Below are 19,127 nucleotides of genomic sequence, written 5' to 3' on the forward strand. Positions count from 1 at the left end.
TTCGTTCTAGGGATTAGATAAGTGAACAACCCGGGCACGCCCACTCTCGACCAGCTGAACATCCTGCTCGCGATCGTCGACACAGGCAGTTTCGCGGCCGCCGCGCGCAAGATGAACCGCGCGGTCTCGGCCATCAGCTACGGCATCAGCAACCTGGAGGCGCAGCTGGGCGTCCTGCTGTTCGACCGCGAGGGCACGCGCCGGCCCAAGCTGACCGATGCGGGCCGCGCAGTGCTGGCCGAGGCGCGCGCGGCGGCGCTGGTGATCGACGGCTTGCGCGCCAAGGTGAAAGGCTTGCTCGATGGATTGGAGGCCGAAGTCGATCTGGCGGTCGATGTCATGCTGCCGTCCGAGCGTTTGGGCCAGGTTCTGCGCGCCTTCCGCACCGAGTTCCCCACCGTGCAGCTTCGCCTCCACGTCGAGGCGCTCGGCGCGGTGACGTCCATGGTCCTCGACGGGCAAGTGGGCATCGGCCTGTCGGGCCCGCTGTCCGTCGGCGTGCCCGGTATCGAGAGCCGGCTGGCGGGATCGGTGCCGATGGTGCCGGTTGCCGCGCCCGACCATCCGCTCGGCCGCATGACTGAGATCCCGCCCGGCGCCGGGCGCGAGCATATCCAGCTGGTCCTTACCGACCGCTCCCGCTTCACCGATGGGCAAGACTTCTCGGTGACGAGCCCCAAGACCTGGCGCCTGGCGGACCTCGGCGCCAAGCATGCACTGCTGCGCGAGGGCATCGGCTGGGGCAACATGCCGCTGCCGATGATCGAGGCGGACCTGGTCGCCGGCACGCTGGTGCAGCTGGCAATGCCCGACCACGTCGGCGGAACCTACCGCTTCTCCGGCATCTGGTGCCGTGCCAAGCCGCCGGGCCCCGCCGCCACCTGGCTGCTGGAGCAGTTCGTCACGCTTGGCCAGAACGACCGCGAGATCGAGGGAATGGTCGATGTCTGAGCGCAAACCGAAAGCCATGACCTCGGGCCGCATGGAGGCCTTCACCGACGGTGTGGTGGCGATCATCATCACCATCATGGTGCTGGAACTGAAGGTGCCGCGCGACGGCAGCCTGGCGGCGCTGTCGGAGGCCGCGCCGATCCTGCTCGCCTACGTGCTCTCGTTCATCAACGTTGGGCTGTACTGGAACAACCACCACCACCTGCTGCACGCCACGGACCGCGTCGACGGCAAGGTGCTGTGGGCGAACCTGTTCCTGCTGTTCTGGCTCTCGCTGGTGCCGTTCGTGATCCGCTGGCTGGACGAGAGCGGGTTTTCGGCGATGGCGACGGCGTCCTATGGGGTCGTGCTGGGCATGGCGGCGGTCGGCTATACCCTCACCGAGCGGGCGATCATCGCCTGCAATGGGCGAGATTCCGCGCTAGCCGATGCGATCGGCGCGGACCTGAAGGGCTGGGGCTCGATCGCGCTGTACCTGGTGGCCATCCCCGCAGCGTTCTACGCGCGGCCGGTGTCGCTGGCGCTCTATGCGGCGGTGTTGCTGTTGTGGCTCGTGCCGGACCGAAGGATTGAGCGGAGCTTGCGGGGGTGATCCATCTCCTCTCCCCGCCGGGGAGAGGAGTGGGTCAGCTGGCATGCGGCGCGTCAGCTTCAGGATGCGCCATGCAGGCAATCGTGCCGCCCAGGATCAGCGCGCCGGCCAGGATCAGCGGCAACGTGAGGCCGCCATGGCTCACCAGCACCGCGCCCATAGCCGCGCCGACGAAGATCGCCGCAACGCTCGCCACCCGCCGCCCCCAGTTCGGGTTGCTCCCACCGGCGACGCTCGAGTCCGCGGCGAGCCCGGTGACAGTCAGCGTCAGCACCGTAGTGGTCAGGTCAGGCACCTTGAGCTGGCGGATCGTCGCATTGCGGAAGCCCATGGCTATGCCGGTGAGCGCGATGATGGCGTACACGCCCCACTCCGGCGATTGCGTCGGCACGTCGAAGCCGGTGGCCACCGCCGCGGCGATCCACAGCAGCACCGCCTCGACCGACGCCGCGACCAGCAGCCAGCGGCGCAGCGGCAAGCCGGCATGGTGCTTACCCACCCGCCCAGCGACCAGCGCGCCGAGCATGAACGACGCGATCGCCGCAAGGTAGGGCGCAACCCGGAACCCCGGCGTGCCGGCCGCGGCGAAGCCCAGGAACACGACGTTGCCCGTCATGTTGGCGGTGAACACCTTGCCCAGTCCCAGCACGCTGATCGCATCGACCAGACCGGTGGTCACCGACCAGCAGGAGCAGCAGCCGGTGGAGCGGGGGCAGGCCGGTGGGCGTGGCAGGTGCGGACGTCATGGCGGTTCCTCAAGGATCGAAGCGGTTGCTCACTCGCTACGCCAGGCCATACCATCGATGCAGATGCATAAACTAAGCCGCTTCGTTCTACAGATCCGAAAAGGTCAGATGCGGAAGTTGGCCTCCAGACCCACCATCGTGATCGTCCTGGCCGGCCCGGTCTCGCGCAGATATGCGCCCGCATCGAACGCGGAGAGCGAAGTCGAGAGCTCCAGCTCGGGCAGTGCCTGCCAGCTGAGCGAGGCCTCCACTTCCTTTCCGATGAACCGCGACTGCGCGCCGCCCGGGCCGCGGATGAGGTTGCCGGGAATGTCGTAGATCCCGTCACCCTTGGTGTAGAGCCAGTAGGCCATGCCGGTCACGCCGAGCGAGAGGTTGTCGCGCAGCGCCAGAATGACGCTCGGGTGCAGGTTGATGATGTTGGTCGGCCCGATCGGGGAGAGTTCACCGAAGTACTTGCCCTTGGGGAACAGCGCGTTGAACGTGCCGAGCGTGTGGCCGCCCGCATGCCGGTCGCCGCTGATCACGTTGAAGCGCAGCGTCGCGCGTGGCTTCAGCGGGGCTTGCGGAAAGCTGCGCGAGACTTCGCTGCCGAGCGTCCAGGCTCGGATGTCCTGGTCGGCGAAGCGGCCGAACTGGAACACGCCCTCGACGTTCCAACGCCAGTCGCCCGCGGCGCTGTGGCTGCGCAGGCCCAGGCTGTGGCGTTCCTCGCGGCCCGTGATCCCGCCGAAGCTCGCGGCACGGTTGCGATAGCCAAGGTAGTAGACGTCGAGCGTCGGGCCGGCGGCGTAAGCGCCCCACAAAGCTTTGGTGGGGGAGGAGCGATCGTCGAACGTGCCCAGCCGCGCTTGCACCGGCTGCGCGTAGAACAGGCTGACCTTGGTCTTGCCCACCGCCACATCGCTGCGCACGCCGTCGAACGCCAGCGGCACATTGGGGCCATAGCGCGTGCCGACCAGCCGCTCGGTGCCGAGCGACAGCATTTGCCGCCCGCCGCGCACCGTCACCGGTCCTGCCGTTACTTCTACGAAGCCTTGCAGCAAGTCAGTGCGGGTCTGGTCGACCGGGCCGGCGGCGGGCGCGACGCCCACGGCATAGGCGGCGATCGGCTGCACGAAGGCGCGGACCGGGCCGGCGTGGAGGTCGACGTAGGGCGTCGCGCGTGTCCACAGATAGGCGTCGGCCGGCGCGGCCGCCCCGCCCCACAGGTTGTTGCTGAAGCTCTCGACCCGCGCGCGCAGCTCGCCGCCGGTGCTCAGCCAGACCTGGCCATCGCTTGTGAGCGGGACGTACTTGAGGTGCTCGGTCCAGTGGCCATTGCGGTTGGCAGGATCGGCGAGTGCGCTCCAGTCTTCGTCGTAGCGGGTGTTGGTCAGCGTCGGCGGCTGCCACGCCTCGCACGACTGCGCGAGAGCCGGGGCGCTCGCCAGCAGGGCGGGAAGCAGCAGCAGCTTACGCATGGCGCTCTCGAATGTGCGAGATCGTCGCCACCAGCACGAAACCACCGACGAGGCCCAAGTGCTCAAAAAAGGCGTTGGTGGCCATGAAGCGCTCCGGGCCGTGCATCGTCCAGAAGGCATTGGCGAGGAGGGCCGCAAGCAAGGTGAACACGCCGAGCATCCCTGCGCCCAGCCACGCGAGCCGGTTGGCGAGGATCAGCGCGGGGCCGATCAGCTCGACGGCGATGGTCAGCGCGGCGAAGAGCGCAGCGGGCTGGAGGCCGAAGTGGGCCTGCTCGGCGACGGCGCCCTGCCAGTCGGTGAGCTTGACCACACCGCCAAGGATGTAGGGGCCGGTGAGGGCGAGGCGGGCGACGAACCAGGTGGCCGGGTGGTCGAGGATGGCGGCGATGGGGCGGGGTGTGGTCATGCTTGGATACTTTCCAAAGATGTGCACTCACCCCTTCTATTGTCATCCCCGCGAAGGCGGGGATCCATCTCCTGAGGTCGCGTAAAAGGAGCCACCTGGAGATGGGTTCCCGCCTCCGCGGGAATGACGAAGTTGGGGTGGGCTCGTGGGAGTTGGCTCAAACCGCCCAGCAGCCGCAGCCGAGCGCGCCCCAGAAGCTCTGGACATCCGCCGCGGGAACGCTGGCACCCAGCGCCGCCGCATGGTCATGCCCATGCACGCCGCACGAGGAGACACAGCCGCACGCCCGAAGCCAGCTTCTGCGCATCCTCCGGCCGCCGATAGTGCCCGCCGAACGTCGCCACCGGTGACCAGTCCGGCATGGCCTTGGGCGCCTCGGGCGCGAGTGGGCCGAAGTCGCCCTCGCCATAAACGACCTTGCCGCCCAGCACTGTCAGCACTGAACGCAAGTGCGCGATCTCGCTTTCGGGCACCGAGAAGTAATCGTCCGACAGCACGGCCAGGTCGGCCAGCTGCCCAGCCTTGATCTGGCCCTTCTTGCCCACCTCGTTGGAGAACCAGGTGTTCCGCTCGGTCCACAGCCGCAGCGCGGTCTCACGGTCGAGCCGGTTGCGCGCCGGGTAGAGCGTCAGCCCGCCAACGGTCTTGGAGGTGACCAGCCAGGAGAGCGAGACCCAAGGGTTGTAGCTCGCCACGCGCGTCGCGTCGGTGCCGGCGCCGACCGGCACGCCGGCCGCCATCATCCGCTTGATCGGCGGCGTCGCCTCGGCCGCCTTGGCGCCGTAGCGCTCGACGAAGTACTCGCCCTGGAAGGCCATGCGGTGCTGCACGGCGATGCCGCCGCCGAGCGCAGCGATGCGGTCGATGTTGCGCTCGCTGATGGTCTCGGCATGGTCGAAGAACCAGTTGAGGCCGGCAAGCGGGATGTCGCGGTTGACCTTCTCGAACACGTCGAGCGCGCGGCCGATCGTCTGGTCGTACGTCGCGTGGAGGCGCCAGGGCCAACCGCGTTCGGCGAGCAGGCGGATGACCGGCTCCAAGTCGCCCTCCATCTCGGGCGGCATGTCGGGGCGCGCGACGCGGAAGTCCTCGAAGTCGGCGGCGGAGTAGACCAGCATCTCGCCCGCGCCGTTGTGGCGGTAGGTGTCGCCATCGCCCGGCTTGATCTGGGTGGACCAGCTGGCGAAGTCCTGCAGCTCTTCCTTGGGCTTCTGGGTGAACAGGTTGTAGGCGATGCGCAGCGTCAGCTCGCCGTCCTTGTGGAGCTTGTCGATCACCTCGTAATCGTCGGGATAGTTCTGCGAGCCGCCGCCCGCGTCGATCACGCTGGTGACGCCAAGCGAGTTCAGCTCGCGCATGAAGTGCTTGGTCGAGTTCAGCTGATACTCGGGCGGCAGCTTGGGCCCCTTGGCCAGCGTGGAATAGAGGATCGTCGCATTGGGCTGGGCGAGCAGTAGCCCGGTGGGGTTGCCGGCGGCATCGCGCACGATCTCGCCGCCGGGAGGGTTGGGCGTGTCCTTGGTGTAGCCCACCGCGCGCAGCGCTGCGGCATTGAGCAGCGCGCGGTCGTAGAGATGGAGGATGAACACCGGCGTTTCGGGCGCGGCGGCATTGATCTCGTCGATGGTGGGCAGGCGCTTCTCGGCGAACTGGTGCTCGGTGAAGCCGCCGACCACGCGCACCCACTGCGGCGGCGGGGTGTTCTCGGCCTGCCGCTTCAGCATCGCCATCGCCTCGGAGAGCGAGGGCACGCCTTCCCAGCGCAGCTCCATGTTGTAGTTCAGGCCGCCGCGGATGACGTGGATGTGGCTGTCGATCAGGCCAGGGATCAGGCGGCGACCCTTGGCGTCGATCACCTTGGCGTTCGGCGCAGCGACGGCGCGGACCTCCTGCTCGGAGCCGACTGCCAGGAACTTGCCGCCGCGGATCGCCACGGCCTCGGCCTTGGGGTTTTCGCGGTCGAGCGTAGTCACCTTGGCGTTGATCAGGATCAGGTCGGGCGAAGCGGTCATGGCGGAGATCTCCGTGGAAGCGAGGAAAGCGGTGCCGGCGGCTCCGGCAAGGGCCTGACGGCGAGTGAGACGGGACATGCTCGGTCTCCTGTCGTGAAGGCAGGGCGCAGTGCGACTTCAGTCCTGTGCCGGAGCGCTGATCTGCGCGCGCTCCAGCAGCGACTTGGCGACGGGGAGAGCCTGCTCGCCGAGCAGGATCCCCATCAGCCCAACCAGCGCAATCACGGGCGGGGCGGGAGAACGTACGCCGAGCAGGTGGTAGACCACGCCGACCAGCAGGCCCGCACCCAGCGAGATGAGATACGGCTTCATTGCGTGCGTCCTCCCTCTCTCGCCTCAGCCTTGGATGAAGGCGAGGATGTCGGCGTTCAGCACATCGGCGTTGGTGGTCAGCATGCCGTGCGGGTAGCCCTCGTAAGTCTTGAGCGTTGCATTGGGCAGGATCTCCGCCGAGAGCACGCCGGCGTTCTTGTACGGCACGATCTGGTCGTCATCGCCGTGGAGCACCAACGTAGGGACATCGATCGCCTTCAAATCGTCGGTCTGGTCGGTCTCGGAGAAGGCCTTGATGCCGGCATAGTGGGCCAGCGCGCTGCCCATCATGCCCTGGCGCCACCAGTTGTCGACCACCGCCGGCTTCACGTCGGCACCGTCGCGGTTGAAGCCGTAGAACGGACCCGCAGCGAGATCGCGGAAGAACTGCGCGCGGTTGGCGGCAAGCGCATCGCGCAAGCCGTTGAACACGTCGATGGGCAGGCCGCCGGGATAGCGCTCAGTCTTGACCATAATCGGCGGCACCGCGCTCACCAGCACCGCCTTGGCGACGCGTCCCTGCGGGATGCCATGGCGAGCGACATAGGCCGCGACTTCGCCGCCGCCGGTCGAGTGGCCGATGTGGACGGCGTTGCGCAAGTCGAGGTGCTCGGCGACCGCGGCGGCGTCGGCGGCGTAGTGCGCCATGTCGTGGCCGAAATCGACTTGGGCGGAGCGGCCGTGACCGCGGCGATCATGGGCGACGACGCGGAAGCCCTTGGACAGGAAGAACAGCATCTGCGCGTCCCAGTCGTCCGACGAGAGCGGCCAACCGTGGTGGAACATGATCGGTTGCGCGTCCTTGCTGCCCCAGTCCTTGTAGAAGATCTCGACGCCGTCGGTGGTGGTGATGGTGCTCATGATGGTGTCCTTTGTGGGGGTTACCGTCGCCGCCCGCGCTTGCGCCCGGAGCGGCGAGGTTCTTTGTAGGTGATTTTGGTGGCGGGCCGAAGTCTCAGTGACCGCCCTCGGAGGCGCCGAACATCTGCTTGGCGTAAGTGATGCCCAGGCCATAACCGCCGCCGACCTTGCGGGCGATACCGGTGGTCATGTCGTAGGTCTCGGTGCGGGCCCAGTCGCGCTGCAGTTCGAGCAGGTATTGGAGCGAGGTCATCGGGCGGGCGCCGGCCTGGATCATCCGCTCGACTGCACGCTCGTGCGCCTCGGTGGAGATGTCGCCGCTGGCATCGGTGATAACGTAAGCCTCGAAGCCCTGCTCGATCGCCGAGAGCACCGGGCCGACGATGCAGACGCTGGTCCACAGGCCGGCGAACACCAGGCGCTCCTGGCCGATGCGATTCACTTCCTCGATCACCCCGACATCCTCCCAGGTGTTCATGCTGGTGCGGTCGAGCATGGCCTGGCCGCCGAATGCGTCGACGATCTCGTCGAACATGGGCCGGAGAAGCTCTTCTCGGCAACGGTGGTGAGGATGGTCGGCACCTTGAACCCGGCGGCCGCTTGGCTGACCAGCGCGGCATTGTTGCGCAGCAGCTCGGGCGCGATCGACTTGGTGGCGAAGGCCATCTGCGACTGGAAGTCGATAAGGACGAGCGCGTGGTTGGTGGGTGAGAGCAGCGATTTGCCGGGGGTCGGGGTGGCGGTGATCGACATGGTGGGGTTCCTCTTTTCGAATGTGGCGCCGCGAGATCGTCTCGGGCTGAAAAGAGGTTTATGCCGGACCCGCTTACCTAAACAGCGCGATAAGTTGGTCGAGTTCGTTCAGAATTTTAGGCAAGATGATGGAAGTCGTGGAAGATCAGCCGCATAGCTGAACGGTCCCGAACGAAGCCGAGAGAACCCGATAACTGTTAGACTTCTGCAACGCCGTGATCGGCGTCAGATCACTTGCGTCGGTAGCGGAAGTACCAGACTTCGTGACCAAGCTTGCGTGCCTTGGCTTCGTAGCGCGTCTCGGGCCAGCCGCCGGGGCGCTTGAGGAAGTCCTGCGGCCCCTCGCAGAGCCACTCGAAATCGCCGGTGTGGCGCTGCATCACCATGAGCGCGTGGCGCAAGTAGATGGGGTGGTCGGTGCCGAAGCGGAACTCGCCGCCGGGCTTCAGCTTGGCGGCGATCATGCGCACCGGCCCATCGTTCATCATCCGCCGCTTGGCGTGGCGCGCCTTGGGCCAGGGATCGGGATGCAGCAGGTAGACGAACGAAAGCGCGCCATCGGGTACGCGGGCCAGCACTTCCAGTGCGTCACCATGGTGGATGCGCACGTTGCCGAGCGGAGCACCCGCGCCACCATGCGTCGGAGACTCGCCGTCGACATGCATCAGTGCCTGGGCGACGCCGTTGATGAACGGCTCGCAGCCAATGAAGCCGTGGTCGGGCAGCATGTCGGCACGACCTGCCATGTGCTCGCCGCCACCAAAGCCGATCTCGAAATGGAGCGGCCGCGCTGAGCCGAACAGGCGCTCGGCCGTCACCGGTCCCTCGGCGGGCACCGCAATGCGTGGCAGCAGCGTGTCGATCAGGCCTTGCTGGCCCGCGCGCAAGGCCTTGCCCTTCGCGCGGCCGTAAAGGCGGTTGAGCGTGGTCGGATCGCCGGGCTTGTTCGCGGTCATCGGGTGTTCAAGGGCATATTCACGTGCATGGCGGCGCGCGATGGCAGGTGAGGGATTGAGGGTCAATGCCTCCTGGATCCTCCCTTTGCACCGAGGATCTCAAGTCTTAGTGATGGCAGGCCATCGCCTCCACCACGTCTTCCAGCCGCGCCGGATCGCCGAGCGCGAGGACGTGCCCGTCCGAGCCCTGGTGCAGCGGCTCGCCGTTCCAGTCACACATGGTGCCGCCGGCGCCCTCGACCACCGGCACCAGCGCCGCCCAGTCGTGCAGCTTGAGCCCCGCCTCGCAGATCAGGTCCAGGTGGCCGCTGGCGAGCAGGCCATAGTTGTAGCAGTCGCCGCCCATCATCATGCGCTTGTGATCGGTCTTGGCGGCCAGTGCCATGAAGTGCTCGCCCTCATGGTCGTCAAAGTATTGCGGCCCGGTCGTCGCCAGCGTGGCCTGGTCGAGCGAGGGGCAGCCACGCGTGCGCACTTCGCTGCCGTTGAAGGTGGTCGCGCGGCCGCTGGCGCCGATCCAGCGCTCGCCCAGGATCGGCTGGTCGATCACGCCCAGCACCGGCCAACCGTCGACCAGCAGCGCGATCAAGGTGCCGAAGATCGGTCGCCCTGCCAAGAACGACACGGTGCCGTCGATCGGATCGAGCACCCAGGTCCGGTTGTTACCGCCTGCCTCCTCACCAAATTCCTCGCCGATGATCCCGTCCCGCGGGACCTCGGCCTTGAGGATGCGGCGTATGGCTTCCTCGGCGGCACGATCGGCGATCGTGACCGGCGAAGCATCGAGCTTGCGCTCCGATTGAAGGCCTGTGCGGAAGTGCGGGCGGATCGCGGCTCCGGCAGCATCGGCGAGGCGCACCGCGACGGCGATTTCGGCATCAAGGTTCATGGCGCATGCTCTGCCACCTGCACGCTGTGCTCGCAAGTAAGCCGGCGCTCTTGCAGGTTTGCTCGCACAGACAAGATGGGTTCCCCAAAAGTTGCATCGCTTTTCGCGACAATGTGAAGCGGAAACAATTGTATGTCTCGGCCGATACGCTTTAATCATTATGCCGGGCATCAACGTAACTTGAGGGGACCATGACCCGTTCTTCGCGGCCGGCCGTCGATCCCCGAATCGTGCCTGCATTCGGCGTGACCCGGGATGGTCAGCCCTTGTCCTACAACCGCGCCCCTGCGCCCGACTTGTCGGGGTGGATCGCGCGGCTCTCGGTCGCCAAGCTGCAGATGCTGCCGGGCCACACGCTTTCGTGCGGCCTGTTTGCCGACACGGCAGGCATCCGCATCCAGCTGGCCGGCGCGTTCGAAGTCGGGACGCGCGACGGCGTGCAGGATCACACGCGCGGCGCCTTATTCTGCGGCCCTCAGTCTCGGCTGATGCCCGTACGTGTGCGCGGCGACTTCACCTCGATCGGCATTTCGCTGCGCCCCAGTGCCTGCAATGCGCTGATGGGGCCGGTATTGCCCGAATACGTCGACCGCGTGGTCCCCACACGCCGCTGGTCGCCCGAGTACCTGCTTTCACTGCTCGACCCGGCGGGCTCGCCCGAGGACTGGCTCAGCGCGCTCGAAGACGTGGTCCGCCAGGAGATCGCCCAGCACAAGGGCACGGGGCCCGATCCTATCACCGCTCGGTTCGAGGAGATCGCCTTCGCGGATCCAGTCATGTCCATTGCCCAGGCCGCGCGCGAAATCGACGTCGACCGTCGGCGGCTAGAGCGCCTTGTTGTGCGCGATTTCGGCATGCCGCCCAAGCAAGTGCTCAAGCGCGCCCGTGCGCTCGACATGGCCAGTCACTTGCGCGGCGTTGCCGATGGCGACGAGGGCGAGGCGCTAGCGCTGCGGTACTACGACGAGAGCCATCTCATCCGCGAATTCGTCGAGCTGTTCGGCATGTCGCCGCGCCAGTTCACCGCGCAGCCGCTGCCCCTGCTGACGCTGACGCTGGAGGCTCGCCAGGCGCGCCGGCTCGAGATGATGAAGCGGCTGATCCCCGGCGACAGGCGCCCTTGGGAATAGGGGCAGCGCCGCCGGATCAGTCGAACAGGCTAGAGACCGAGCTTTCATCGGCGATGCGGCGGATCGCCTCGCCCAGCAGCGGCGCGATCGTCAGCGCGCGGACGCGGTCCGATTCTTTGGTGGCATCGGTCGCCAGGATCGAATCGGTGATCACCAGCTCGGTCAGCGCCGAGTTGTTCACGCGGGCAACCGCTCCGCCCGACAGCACGCCGTGGGTGATGTAGGCGGTGACGCTCTTGGCGCCGGCGTCGAGCAGCGCTTGCGCGGCGTTGCAGAGGGTGCCGCCCGAATCGATGATGTCGTCGATCAGGATGCAGCAGCGGCCCTTCACGTCGCCGATGATGTTCATGACTTCGGACTGGCCGGGCTTGTCGCGGCGCTTGTCGACGATCGCCAGCGGCGCGTTATCGAGCCGCTTGGCCAGCGCGCGGGCGCGGACCACGCCGCCGACGTCGGGGGAGACGACCATCAGGTCCTGCTCGCCATAGCGCGCTTGGATGTCGGCACTCATCACCGGGGCGGCGAACAGGTTATCGGTCGGGATATCGAAGAAACCCTGGATCTGCCCGGCGTGCAAGTCGACCGAGAGCACGCGGTCGGCGCCCGCCTGGGTGATCAGGTTGGCGACCAGCTTGGCCGAGATCGGCGTGCGCGGACCGGGCTTGCGGTCCTGGCGGGCGTAACCGAAGTACGGCACCACCGCGGTGATCCGCTTGGCCGAGGCGCGGCGCAGCGCATCGATGCAGATCAGCAGTTCCATCAGGTTGTCGTTCGCCGGAAAGCTGGTCGGCTGGACCACGAACACGTCCTCGCCGCGCACGTTCTCGTGGATCTCGACGAACACCTCTTCGTCGGCGAAGCGGCGAACGCTGGCGTCGGTCAGCGGCAGTTCGAGATAAGCGGCCACTGCGCGCGCAAGCGGCAGGTTGCTGTTGCCGGACATGATCTTCATTGCGTGCTTCCCTTGGCCACCCGAAACGCGCGCCCGCCTCTAACCGAGCGTCACGCGATTGCAAGTTTGGGGTGGCCGCAAGCGCATCCTCGCCACGCCGGGGTGATGAGAGCGATACTTGTCGCGCATGGGCTAGCGCAGCTTGGAGAAGGGTCGCGGCACAGCGCCTACGCCGGTGGAACCCGCAGGCCCTCCCCAACTTCCGCTAAGTCGCTGCGCTCCCAAGCCTCCGTATCCTCTCCGTGGCGGGGAGAGGAGGCAGGGAAACGATCACTTGGTCCGGTGTTCGCCCTTGATCCAGCGCACGGTGCCCGAGCTGGCGCGCATGACCACGCTCTCGGTGGTCATGGTGCCGCCCTTGCGGCGCTTCACGCCGTCGAGCAGCGAGCCGCTGGTGACGCCGGTGGCGGCGAAGATGCAGTCGCCCTTGGCGAGGTCCTCGAGCTTGTAGATGCGATCGAGATCCTCGATACCCCACTTGCGCGCACGGCCGCGCTCATCGTCGTTGCGGAACAGCAGGCGGCCGTTGAACTGACCGCCGACGCAGCGCAGCGCCGCGGCCGCGAGCACGCCCTCGGGAGCGCCGCCCGAGCCCATGTACATGTCGATCGTGGTGTCCTCGTCGGTGACGGCGATGACGCCGGCAACGTCGCCGTCGCCGATCAGCACGACGCCGCAGCCCAAGCCGCGCAGTTCCGCGATCAGCGCCTCGTGGCGCGGACGGTCGAGCACGCAGACGTTGATCTGGGCCGGCTCCACACCCTTGGCGGCCGCGACCGCCTTGACGTTTTCGGTGGGCGACTTGTCGAGCGAGATGATGTCGTCGGGGTAGCCGGGGCCGACTGCCAGCTTGTCCATGTAGACGTCGGGCGCATTGAGCAGGCCGCCTTCCTCGGCAGCGGCCAGCACTGCCAGCGAGTTGGGACCGGCCTTGGCGCAGATGGTGGTGCCTTCCAGCGGATCGAGCGCGATGTCGATCTTGGGGCCGGTGCCGGGCGCACCGCCGACCTTTTCACCGATGAACAGCATCGGTGCCTCGTCGCGCTCACCCTCGCCGATGACGACCGTGCCGTCCATGTAGAGCTCGTCGAATGCCTTGCGCATGGCTTCGACGGCAGCGTGGTCGGCGGCCTTTTCGTCACCCCGGCCAATCAGCTCGGATGCGGCGATGGCGGCGGCTTCGGTAACGCGAACCATCTCCAGAACGAGAACGCGATCGAGAACTTTGCTTGCGGGAGTCGGCTTGTTCTGCATGTTCACTCCGGATTAAGCAGCAACGGCGTGCTAACTGAGGCACCACGCGCTTAGACAGAGGAACTAAGATTGTCGAGACGAAGCGCCGGTATTCTGGCCCTGTTCTTCGCATGCGCAGCAATGACGCCCGCGATGGCTCAGGATGTTTCCGAGGCTGATCGCGACGTCGCACGCGGATTGATGTTGCGCGTGGGCAAATATGCCAAGCCGATCCGTCCGCGCTGCGAGGCACCGAAAGGTGACGACATCGTCGTGTGCGCGCGCGACAACGAGCAGTTCCGCGCCCAGTCGAGCAGCGCCGAGGACCCGACCGGCAAGGCGGGAACGAACGATGGTCGCCTGACGCCACCTGACGTTGCCGGCAATGGTATCTTCAAGGGCAAGCCGACGATCGGCGGCATGTGCCTGATCCCGCCTTGTGCCGGACCCAAGGCCTACATGATCGATCTGGCCAGCATTCCCGAGGCGCCCGCCGGCTCAGATGCGGACAGGATCGCCAAGGGCGAGATCAAGGCGCCTTGAGGCCTGGCTGCTCTCCCCGCCGGGAGAGGAGCCAGGATCTCACCCGCCGATGATCTGCATCACCAGCGGCGGCCGGGCCACGCTGTCCGACCCTTCGAGGATGCGCAGCGCCTCGCTGACCCCGGACTCAGGCCCCTCGTGCGTCACCAGGGCGACGATGACCTCGCCTGCCTCGCCACCGCGGCCGCGCTGGATGAAGCTCTCGATCGAGACGCCTGCATCGCGCATGGCGGCAGTGATCTCTGCGAGTACGCCCGGCCGATCGGGCACGATGAAGCGCATGTACGAGCGGCCCAGCCGGTGCCCCGACTTGGCGGGGTCGAGCGATTCGAGCTCGTGGCTGGGCATCGAGAACGCTGCGCCCTTCTCGCCCCGGGCAATGTCGATGAGGTCAGCGACGACGGCGCTGGCAGTTGGCCCCTCGCCGGCACCGGCGCCCTGGAACAGCAGCCGGCCCATGAAGTTGCCCTCGGCCACGACCGCATTGGTTGCACCATCGACGCTGGCGAGCGGGTGGTCGCAGTGGATCAGGTGCGGACGCACGCGCTGGAACAGGCCTGCCTGTGCGCCGCGGCGGTCGATCTCGGCAGTGCCGATCAGCCGGATCACATAGCCGAGCGCGCGCGCCTGCGCGATGTCGGCCGCCATCACCCCCGAGATGCCGGTGGTCTCCACCGCATCGAAGCGCAGGCGGGTGCCGAACGCGATGCCCGCCAGGATCGCCAGCTTGTGCGCCGCGTCGATGCCCTCGACATCGAAGGTCGGATCCGCCTCGGCATAGCCCAGCCGCTGCGCCTCGGCGAGCACGTCGGCAAAGTCGCGGCCGGTGTCCTCCATGGTCGAGAGGATGTAGTTGCAGGTGCCGTTGAGGATGCCGTAGACCCGCTCGATCGCGTTCGCGGCGGCGCCTTCGCTCAAGCCCTTGATGACGGGAATGCCACCCGCGACCGCCGCCTCGAACTTCAGCGCGACGCCCGCGGCTTCCGCAGCGGCGGCCAGCTCCAGGCCATGGTGCGCGATCATCGCCTTGTTGGCAGTGACGAACGACTTGCCGCCCGCGATCGCTTTGCGCGCCAATGCCAGCGCCGGACCGTCCGAGCCGCCGACCATCTCCACCACCACATCGACGTCGGCCTGCCCCGCGACATCGGCCGGATCGTCGAGCCAGCTGTAGGGGGACAGATCGACACCGCGGTCCTTCGAGCGATCGCGCGCACTCACCGCGGCGATGCGGATCGGGCGGCGTGCCCGGCGGGCGATCAGTTCGGCGTTGGTCTCGATCAAGCGGACGACGCCCGCACCAACGGTGCCGAGCCCGGCGAGGGCGATGTTCAGCGGTTCAGCCATGAAGCTCCCTTTCGGGTGCGCGCCCTAAGCGAGGCCACGCGCGATGACCAGCGGCTATTGCCTCGATTCAAGCGTGCGCCGGCACGGTCCGAGCGCGTTCACCACGAAGCGATAGTCAGCCTCCGCCATCGCGCGCGAGGCCTGCCCTTCCGACAAGTTCGCCTCGGGCGGCGCAATGGCCGGCAGCGCGCAGGCGAGCCGGTACCACTCCAGCGTGTCGCGTTGCGGCGGACTGCCGAGTTCCGCCACCAGTTCGGAGAACGACGCGCCCCATTGCGGCGGCTGACCGGGCTGGTGGCGCACCGTCACGCTGGCGGCGGAACTGTCGGCAGTGTTGAGGAAGATCTGCGTCTCGCCCTCGCCGGCCAGCGTGCCGGGCACGTGGATCAGTTCGCGAACGCCCGTCACCCGCGCGGGCGCATCAGGCGCGAGCAGCGCCGTGATGATCGTGCGCAGCCGCGCCTCGGTCGCCTCGCTCCAGGCGACTTGGGCGCCGGGTCGTACCAGCTGCAGCTCGCCCGGGCGGCTCGGCACCGGTCGCGCGAACAGGATGACTTCGTCCTTCTTGCGCGCGAGCGGCTTGCCCTTGGCGCTGACCGGCAAGTCGACGAGGTACGCGAAAGCCTGGCCGATCGGACTGCTGCCGGTGATCAGCGCCCGCGTCTCCGCCTGGACATAGAAGCGCGCGGTGCCCGGGCTTGCGGGTCGCATCCGCTCGTCCTCGACGCGCACTAGCTTGCGAAGCCGGGCATGCACCACCAGCGGCGCCGAATCGGCCAGTGACGCCATATCCGCGTAAGTCAGCGCCTCCGGTGCCGAGGCGGCAGGCCGTTGAGCAGGGGCCGGCACTTGCGCGGCGACTGGTGCACCCGACAGCACCGGAATTATAGCGGCGAAGAAAGCCACCGCCAGGCGGCGTCGGGGAGACATCATTTAAGCATTCTCCGTGAATCTGCGGCGCATGTCATGCCACAGCCGCATGGCTCCGCTAAATCGATAGCCCACTATCCACCGGGCAGCTACTGAATCGAAAGTTAACAGAAGGCAGGCCGAAAGAGCGTTGCGCCAGGTGGCCTTCGCCGCTAACAATTGCGCAAAATCGGGGATGACAGCAAAAAAACGTCCCCGCGGTTTGCTCCAGGGGCGATTACGCTCTGGTAGAGCGGGTCGTTTGTCGTCAGGGTGGAATAGATTGTTTCTTCACGGATGCCACAGGGGCGGCATCCGTGGGCTCCCCCGGGCTTGCCCGGGCCCTGTTAGATGGAGTGATGTATCTGAATGGCTTACGCTGACCAAACGATGAGCGGTAACAAGATTACCGCGATCGTCATTGTTGCGCTGATACACATCTTCGTTGGTTACGCGCTCGTCACCGGTCTGGCCTATGAGGCGTACAAAAAGGCGGTCCAGAAGGTGACGACCGTAGACATCAAGGAAGACGAACCGAAGAAGGAGGAGCCACCGCCACCTCCGGAGAAGAAGGTTGAGGCTCCGCCTCCGCCGGTCGCTCCTCCGGTGAAGATCAACGTCGCGACGACGCCGCCGCAGATCCAGACCGTCACGGTCGCGCCGCCACCGGCTCCGCCGGTCGTGCTGGCCGGCCCGCCGATCGTGGCTCCGCCCGCACCGCCTGCACCCCCGGCTCCCACCGGTCCGACTTCGGCCGTCCAGCCGAAGGGCAATCCGGCATCGTGGGCCACCCCGGACGACTATCCGCAGCGCGCCTTGCGTGAGGAGAAGACCGGCACCACCGGCTTCCGCGTCACTGTGGGCACCGATGGACGCGTGGTCGACTGCACTGTCACGAGCTCGAGCGGCACGCCCGAACTCGATGACGCAACCTGCAAGAACGTGACGCGCCGCGCACGCTTCAAGCCGGCCATGCAGAACGGCCAGCCGGTGCAGAGCAGCTACTCGAACCGCATTCGCTGGGTCATTCCAGAGTAATCCGCTTCCCGTGACTTGTCGGGCGGCACGGGCCGCCCGTGTCGCACATTCACTCAGCAAGTTTCTGTTTCAAGAGGATCAAACCGCATGCTTATCAACCTTCTCGCCGCTGGGGCCCAAGGCGCACCGCAGAACAAGTTCGGCTTTGTCGAAGCGCTGCAGCAGGGCGGTTTCATCGCCTATGCGACCGTGATCATCCTGGGCATCATGTCGTTCGGCTCGTTCTACATCCTGTTCACCAAGTACTTCGAGCAGGCCAAGATCCTGCGCCAGTACAACGCGATCCGCTCGACGTTCTGGAAGGCGCCGACGCTGCGCGAAGGCACCAGCAAGCTCGACAAGAACAGCGCATGGCGCCAGATCGTCGACGATGGCCTGTCGGCTGAAGAGCAGCACGCCAAGATGACCGACGCTCTCGAAGCGCACGACTGGATGCACAGCTCGCTCGCTCGCTCGGAAGCGACCGTCAACGCACGTCTCGCCTCGGGCCTGCCGTTCCTCGCCACCGTCGGTGCGACCTCGCCGTTCGTCGGCCTGTTCGGTACCGTGGTCGGCATCTACCGTGCTCTGATCGCCATTGGCCTTGCCGGTTCGGCCTCGATCGACAAGGTCGCAGGTCCCGTCGGTGAAGCTCTGATCATGACCGCGCTCGGTCTGCTCGTCGCGGTTCCCGCGGTGCTCGCCTACAACTACCTGCAGGCGCGCAACAAGCGCATCGCCGAGCTGCTGACCGGCTTCTCGAACGACGTCCTCGCCAACATCACCTCGCGTGGTGCGGTGAAGCCTTCGGTCGCTGCCGCTGCACCGGTGAAGACCACCGCCGCTCCGGCGAAGCCCGCCGCCACTCCGGTCAAGTCGTAAGACACCGGCTGCAGGTGCGAAGGGTGGGCATGCGCGTCCCTTCGCACCTGCTCCCGAGCTGAGCCTCGGACCCAGGGCTAGGAATTAGGACAAGACTATGGCGATTTCTACGGGCGGAGGCGGTGCAGAAACACCGATGTCCGACATCAACACCACGCCGCTCGTCGACGTGATGCTGGTGCTCCTGATCATCTTTTTGATCGCGGTTCCGGTCGCGATCCAGACGATCGAGAAGCTGCGCATTCCGATCATTGAATCGACCGAATCTAAGGACAAGGTCGAGAACCTGCTGCTCACCGTCTCGACCACCGACGACGGCGGCCGTGCAGCCGGCGAGCCGGGCTTCACCGGCGCCTCGCGCAACGGCGAGTGCCGGGTCTACTTCAACAACGTCACCCCGGTCACCTCGGAAGAACTCCGTGACCGTGCGTTCAAGCGCCTCGACGACATCGTCAAGCGTGAGGGCGGCCCGGAGGCGCTGAAGAACAACCCCGATGCGATCCCGCAGGTCCACATCCGCGGCGACCAGAACGCCCCGTGGCGTTGCATTGCCGGTGCCATCTACAACGTGCAGGTCTCGGGCTACCCGACCGTGGGCTTCATCTCGAACCCCGTCGACCCGAACGCCTGACGCGTCACAGAACAAGAAACTAGGAGTACTTCCCCATGGCAATGTCAGGCGGCAAGGACGACGGCTCTCCGATGATGGAGATGAACACGACGCCGTTGATCGACGTCATGCTCGTGCTGCTCATCATGTTCATCATCACCATCCCGGTGGCGACCCACTCGATCGACATCGACCTGCCGGTCGCCACGCCGCCGAGTTCGACGCCACCGCCGGTCGATCCGATCAAGAACAAGGTCGTGATCACGCCGGACGACAAGATCCTGTGGAACGGCACCCAGATCGACGGTCCGATCCTGGTGAACAATCTAAAGGAATCGCTGACCTTCGCCACCGAGCCGGAACTCCAGTTCCAGCCCGACGGCGGCGCCAGCTACGACCTGTCGGCCAAGGTCCTGCAGATCATCAAGGCCTCGCAGGTCACCAAGTTCGGCTTCGTCGGCAACGAGCAGTTCTCCGAGTTCAACAAGTAAGCTGAACCGGACAAGCACCCGAAAGGGTCCTCATAGGGGCGGAGCGATCCGCCCCTTTTCTTTTGGCCC

Annotated in this window: 17 protein-coding genes and 4 pseudogenes; 8 read left to right on the forward strand and 13 right to left on the reverse strand. The window is 66.6% G+C overall.

What is annotated here, in order from left to right:
- The first annotated feature begins 21 nt into the window (after positions 1 to 21).
- Both GV044_RS09340 and GV044_RS09345 read left to right on the forward strand, forming a co-directional pair.
- A complete protein-coding gene (locus GV044_RS09340) occupies positions 22 to 951 on the forward strand; it encodes a LysR family transcriptional regulator (protein WP_159868579.1) in 930 nt (309 codons plus the stop codon).
- Positions 944 to 1,543, forward strand: a complete 600-nt coding sequence (locus GV044_RS09345) for a TMEM175 family protein (RefSeq protein ID WP_236554827.1) — start codon at positions 944 to 946, stop codon at positions 1,541 to 1,543. Before GV044_RS09340 ends, GV044_RS09345 begins: the two co-directional genes overlap by 8 nt.
- 34 nt (positions 1,544 to 1,577) lie before the next feature.
- Here GV044_RS09345 and GV044_RS09350 read toward each other — a convergent pair.
- The 9 genes and pseudogenes from GV044_RS09350 to hisN form a co-directional block, all read right to left on the reverse strand.
- Positions 1,578 to 2,289 (reverse strand): annotated as a pseudogene (locus GV044_RS09350) (YoaK family protein).
- A 104-nt stretch (positions 2,290 to 2,393) separates the two neighbouring features.
- Positions 2,394 to 3,752 carry an alginate export family protein gene (locus GV044_RS09355; protein WP_159868582.1) on the reverse strand — a complete coding sequence of 453 codons (1,359 nt, stop codon included), beginning with the start codon at positions 3,750 to 3,752 and terminating at the stop codon, positions 2,394 to 2,396.
- Positions 3,745 to 4,161, reverse strand: a complete 417-nt coding sequence (locus GV044_RS09360) for a DoxX family protein (protein ID WP_159868585.1) — start codon at positions 4,159 to 4,161, stop codon at positions 3,745 to 3,747. The genes GV044_RS09355 and GV044_RS09360 overlap by 8 nt, the downstream gene beginning before the upstream one ends.
- Positions 4,162 to 4,318: 157 nt before the next feature.
- Positions 4,319 to 6,251 (reverse strand): annotated as a pseudogene (locus GV044_RS09365) (amidohydrolase).
- A gap of 57 nt (positions 6,252 to 6,308) precedes the next feature.
- Positions 6,309 to 6,485: pseudogene (locus GV044_RS09370) on the reverse strand (DUF1427 family protein); the annotation flags it as partial.
- A 24-nt stretch (positions 6,486 to 6,509) separates the two neighbouring features.
- Positions 6,510 to 7,346, reverse strand: a complete 837-nt coding sequence (locus tag GV044_RS09375; RefSeq protein WP_159868591.1) for an alpha/beta fold hydrolase — start codon at positions 7,344 to 7,346, stop codon at positions 6,510 to 6,512.
- Between the two features lie 94 nt (positions 7,347 to 7,440).
- A pseudogene (locus GV044_RS09380) lies at positions 7,441 to 8,099 on the reverse strand (hydrolase).
- A gap of 230 nt (positions 8,100 to 8,329) precedes the next feature.
- Positions 8,330 to 9,055 carry a tRNA (guanosine(46)-N(7))-methyltransferase TrmB gene (locus tag GV044_RS09385; RefSeq protein WP_159868594.1) on the reverse strand — a complete coding sequence of 242 codons (726 nt, stop codon included), beginning with the start codon at positions 9,053 to 9,055 and terminating at the stop codon, positions 8,330 to 8,332.
- 106 nt (positions 9,056 to 9,161) lie between these two features.
- On the reverse strand, positions 9,162 to 9,944 hold the full coding sequence (hisN, locus tag GV044_RS09390; protein ID WP_159868597.1) for a histidinol-phosphatase: 783 nt from the start codon (positions 9,942 to 9,944) through the stop codon (positions 9,162 to 9,164).
- Positions 9,945 to 10,135: 191 nt separating this feature from the next.
- Here hisN and GV044_RS09395 point away from each other — a divergent pair, with 191 nt between their 5' ends.
- The gene (locus GV044_RS09395) at positions 10,136 to 11,074 is read left to right on the forward strand and encodes a helix-turn-helix domain-containing protein (protein WP_159868600.1); all 939 of its coding nucleotides are present in this window, start codon (positions 10,136 to 10,138) and stop codon (positions 11,072 to 11,074) included.
- A gap of 16 nt (positions 11,075 to 11,090) precedes the next feature.
- Here the strand turns inward: GV044_RS09395 and GV044_RS09400 are convergent, their stop codons facing one another.
- Both GV044_RS09400 and glpX read right to left on the reverse strand, forming a co-directional pair.
- Complete coding sequence (locus GV044_RS09400) at positions 11,091 to 12,026, reverse strand: ribose-phosphate pyrophosphokinase (RefSeq protein ID WP_159868603.1); 936 nt, start codon at positions 12,024 to 12,026, stop codon at positions 11,091 to 11,093.
- Positions 12,027 to 12,296: 270 nt separating this feature from the next.
- Entirely contained in the window at positions 12,297 to 13,280 is a 984-nt protein-coding gene (glpX, locus tag GV044_RS09405) for a class II fructose-bisphosphatase (RefSeq protein ID WP_159868606.1), read from the reverse strand.
- 132 nt (positions 13,281 to 13,412) lie between these two features.
- On the opposite strand from glpX, the gene GV044_RS09410 reads away from it, so the two are divergent.
- Positions 13,413 to 13,802 (forward strand): hypothetical protein, encoded by a 390-nt coding sequence (locus GV044_RS09410; RefSeq protein ID WP_159868609.1) that lies wholly within the window; start codon positions 13,413 to 13,415, stop codon positions 13,800 to 13,802.
- 39 nt (positions 13,803 to 13,841) lie between these two features.
- Here the strand turns inward: GV044_RS09410 and GV044_RS09415 are convergent, their stop codons facing one another.
- Together GV044_RS09415 and GV044_RS09420 are read right to left on the reverse strand one after the other, a co-directional pair.
- Entirely contained in the window at positions 13,842 to 15,149 is a 1,308-nt protein-coding gene (locus tag GV044_RS09415) for a homoserine dehydrogenase (protein ID WP_159868612.1), read from the reverse strand.
- A gap of 54 nt (positions 15,150 to 15,203) precedes the next feature.
- The gene (locus GV044_RS09420; protein ID WP_236554828.1) at positions 15,204 to 16,082 is read right to left on the reverse strand and encodes a hypothetical protein; all 879 of its coding nucleotides are present in this window, start codon (positions 16,080 to 16,082) and stop codon (positions 15,204 to 15,206) included.
- 345 nt (positions 16,083 to 16,427) lie between these two features.
- On the opposite strand from GV044_RS09420, the gene GV044_RS09425 reads away from it, so the two are divergent.
- The 4 genes from GV044_RS09425 (at position 16,428) to GV044_RS09440 (ending at position 19,058) form a co-directional block, all read left to right on the forward strand.
- Positions 16,428 to 17,096, forward strand: a complete 669-nt coding sequence (locus tag GV044_RS09425) for an energy transducer TonB (protein WP_159868615.1) — start codon at positions 16,428 to 16,430, stop codon at positions 17,094 to 17,096.
- Positions 17,097 to 17,183: 87 nt separating this feature from the next.
- A complete protein-coding gene (locus tag GV044_RS09430; RefSeq protein WP_159868618.1) occupies positions 17,184 to 17,957 on the forward strand; it encodes a MotA/TolQ/ExbB proton channel family protein in 774 nt (257 codons plus the stop codon).
- Positions 17,958 to 18,054: 97 nt separating this feature from the next.
- Positions 18,055 to 18,588, forward strand: coding sequence for a biopolymer transporter ExbD (locus tag GV044_RS09435; protein ID WP_201299040.1), 534 nt, complete (start codon positions 18,055 to 18,057; stop codon positions 18,586 to 18,588).
- 35 nt (positions 18,589 to 18,623) lie between these two features.
- Positions 18,624 to 19,058: a biopolymer transporter ExbD gene (locus GV044_RS09440; protein WP_159868624.1), complete on the forward strand. Its 435-nt coding sequence runs from the start codon at positions 18,624 to 18,626 to the stop codon at positions 19,056 to 19,058.
- The last annotated feature ends 69 nt before the right edge of the window (positions 19,059 to 19,127 follow it).

The sequence above is a fragment of the Novosphingobium sp. 9U genome (assembly GCF_902506425.1).
Taxonomy (GTDB): domain Bacteria; phylum Pseudomonadota; class Alphaproteobacteria; order Sphingomonadales; family Sphingomonadaceae; genus Novosphingobium.

Excerpts from the sequence above, each read along its gene's own strand:
- GV044_RS09345 (WP_236554827.1), top strand. The coding sequence starts at position 944 with ATGTCTGAGCGCAAACCGAAAGCCATGACCTCGGGCCGCATGGAGGCC.
- GV044_RS09355 (WP_159868582.1), bottom strand. The coding sequence starts at position 3,752 with ATGCGTAAGCTGCTGCTGCTTCCCGCCCTGCTGGCGAGCGCCCCGGCT.
- GV044_RS09360 (WP_159868585.1), bottom strand. The coding sequence starts at position 4,161 with ATGACCACACCCCGCCCCATCGCCGCCATCCTCGACCACCCGGCCACC.
- GV044_RS09375 (WP_159868591.1), bottom strand. The coding sequence starts at position 7,346 with ATGAGCACCATCACCACCACCGACGGCGTCGAGATCTTCTACAAGGAC.
- GV044_RS09385 (WP_159868594.1), bottom strand. The coding sequence starts at position 9,055 with ATGACCGCGAACAAGCCCGGCGATCCGACCACGCTCAACCGCCTTTAC.
- hisN (WP_159868597.1), bottom strand. The coding sequence starts at position 9,944 with ATGAACCTTGATGCCGAAATCGCCGTCGCGGTGCGCCTCGCCGATGCT.
- GV044_RS09395 (WP_159868600.1), top strand. The coding sequence starts at position 10,136 with ATGACCCGTTCTTCGCGGCCGGCCGTCGATCCCCGAATCGTGCCTGCA.
- GV044_RS09400 (WP_159868603.1), bottom strand. The coding sequence starts at position 12,026 with ATGAAGATCATGTCCGGCAACAGCAACCTGCCGCTTGCGCGCGCAGTG.
- glpX (WP_159868606.1), bottom strand. The coding sequence starts at position 13,280 with ATGCAGAACAAGCCGACTCCCGCAAGCAAAGTTCTCGATCGCGTTCTC.
- GV044_RS09410 (WP_159868609.1), top strand. The coding sequence starts at position 13,413 with ATGGCTCAGGATGTTTCCGAGGCTGATCGCGACGTCGCACGCGGATTG.
- GV044_RS09415 (WP_159868612.1), bottom strand. The coding sequence starts at position 15,149 with ATGGCTGAACCGCTGAACATCGCCCTCGCCGGGCTCGGCACCGTTGGT.
- GV044_RS09420 (WP_236554828.1), bottom strand. The coding sequence starts at position 16,082 with ATGATGTCTCCCCGACGCCGCCTGGCGGTGGCTTTCTTCGCCGCTATA.
- GV044_RS09425 (WP_159868615.1), top strand. The coding sequence starts at position 16,428 with ATGGCTTACGCTGACCAAACGATGAGCGGTAACAAGATTACCGCGATC.
- GV044_RS09430 (WP_159868618.1), top strand. The coding sequence starts at position 17,184 with ATGCTTATCAACCTTCTCGCCGCTGGGGCCCAAGGCGCACCGCAGAAC.
- GV044_RS09435 (WP_201299040.1), top strand. The coding sequence starts at position 18,055 with ATGGCGATTTCTACGGGCGGAGGCGGTGCAGAAACACCGATGTCCGAC.
- GV044_RS09440 (WP_159868624.1), top strand. The coding sequence starts at position 18,624 with ATGGCAATGTCAGGCGGCAAGGACGACGGCTCTCCGATGATGGAGATG.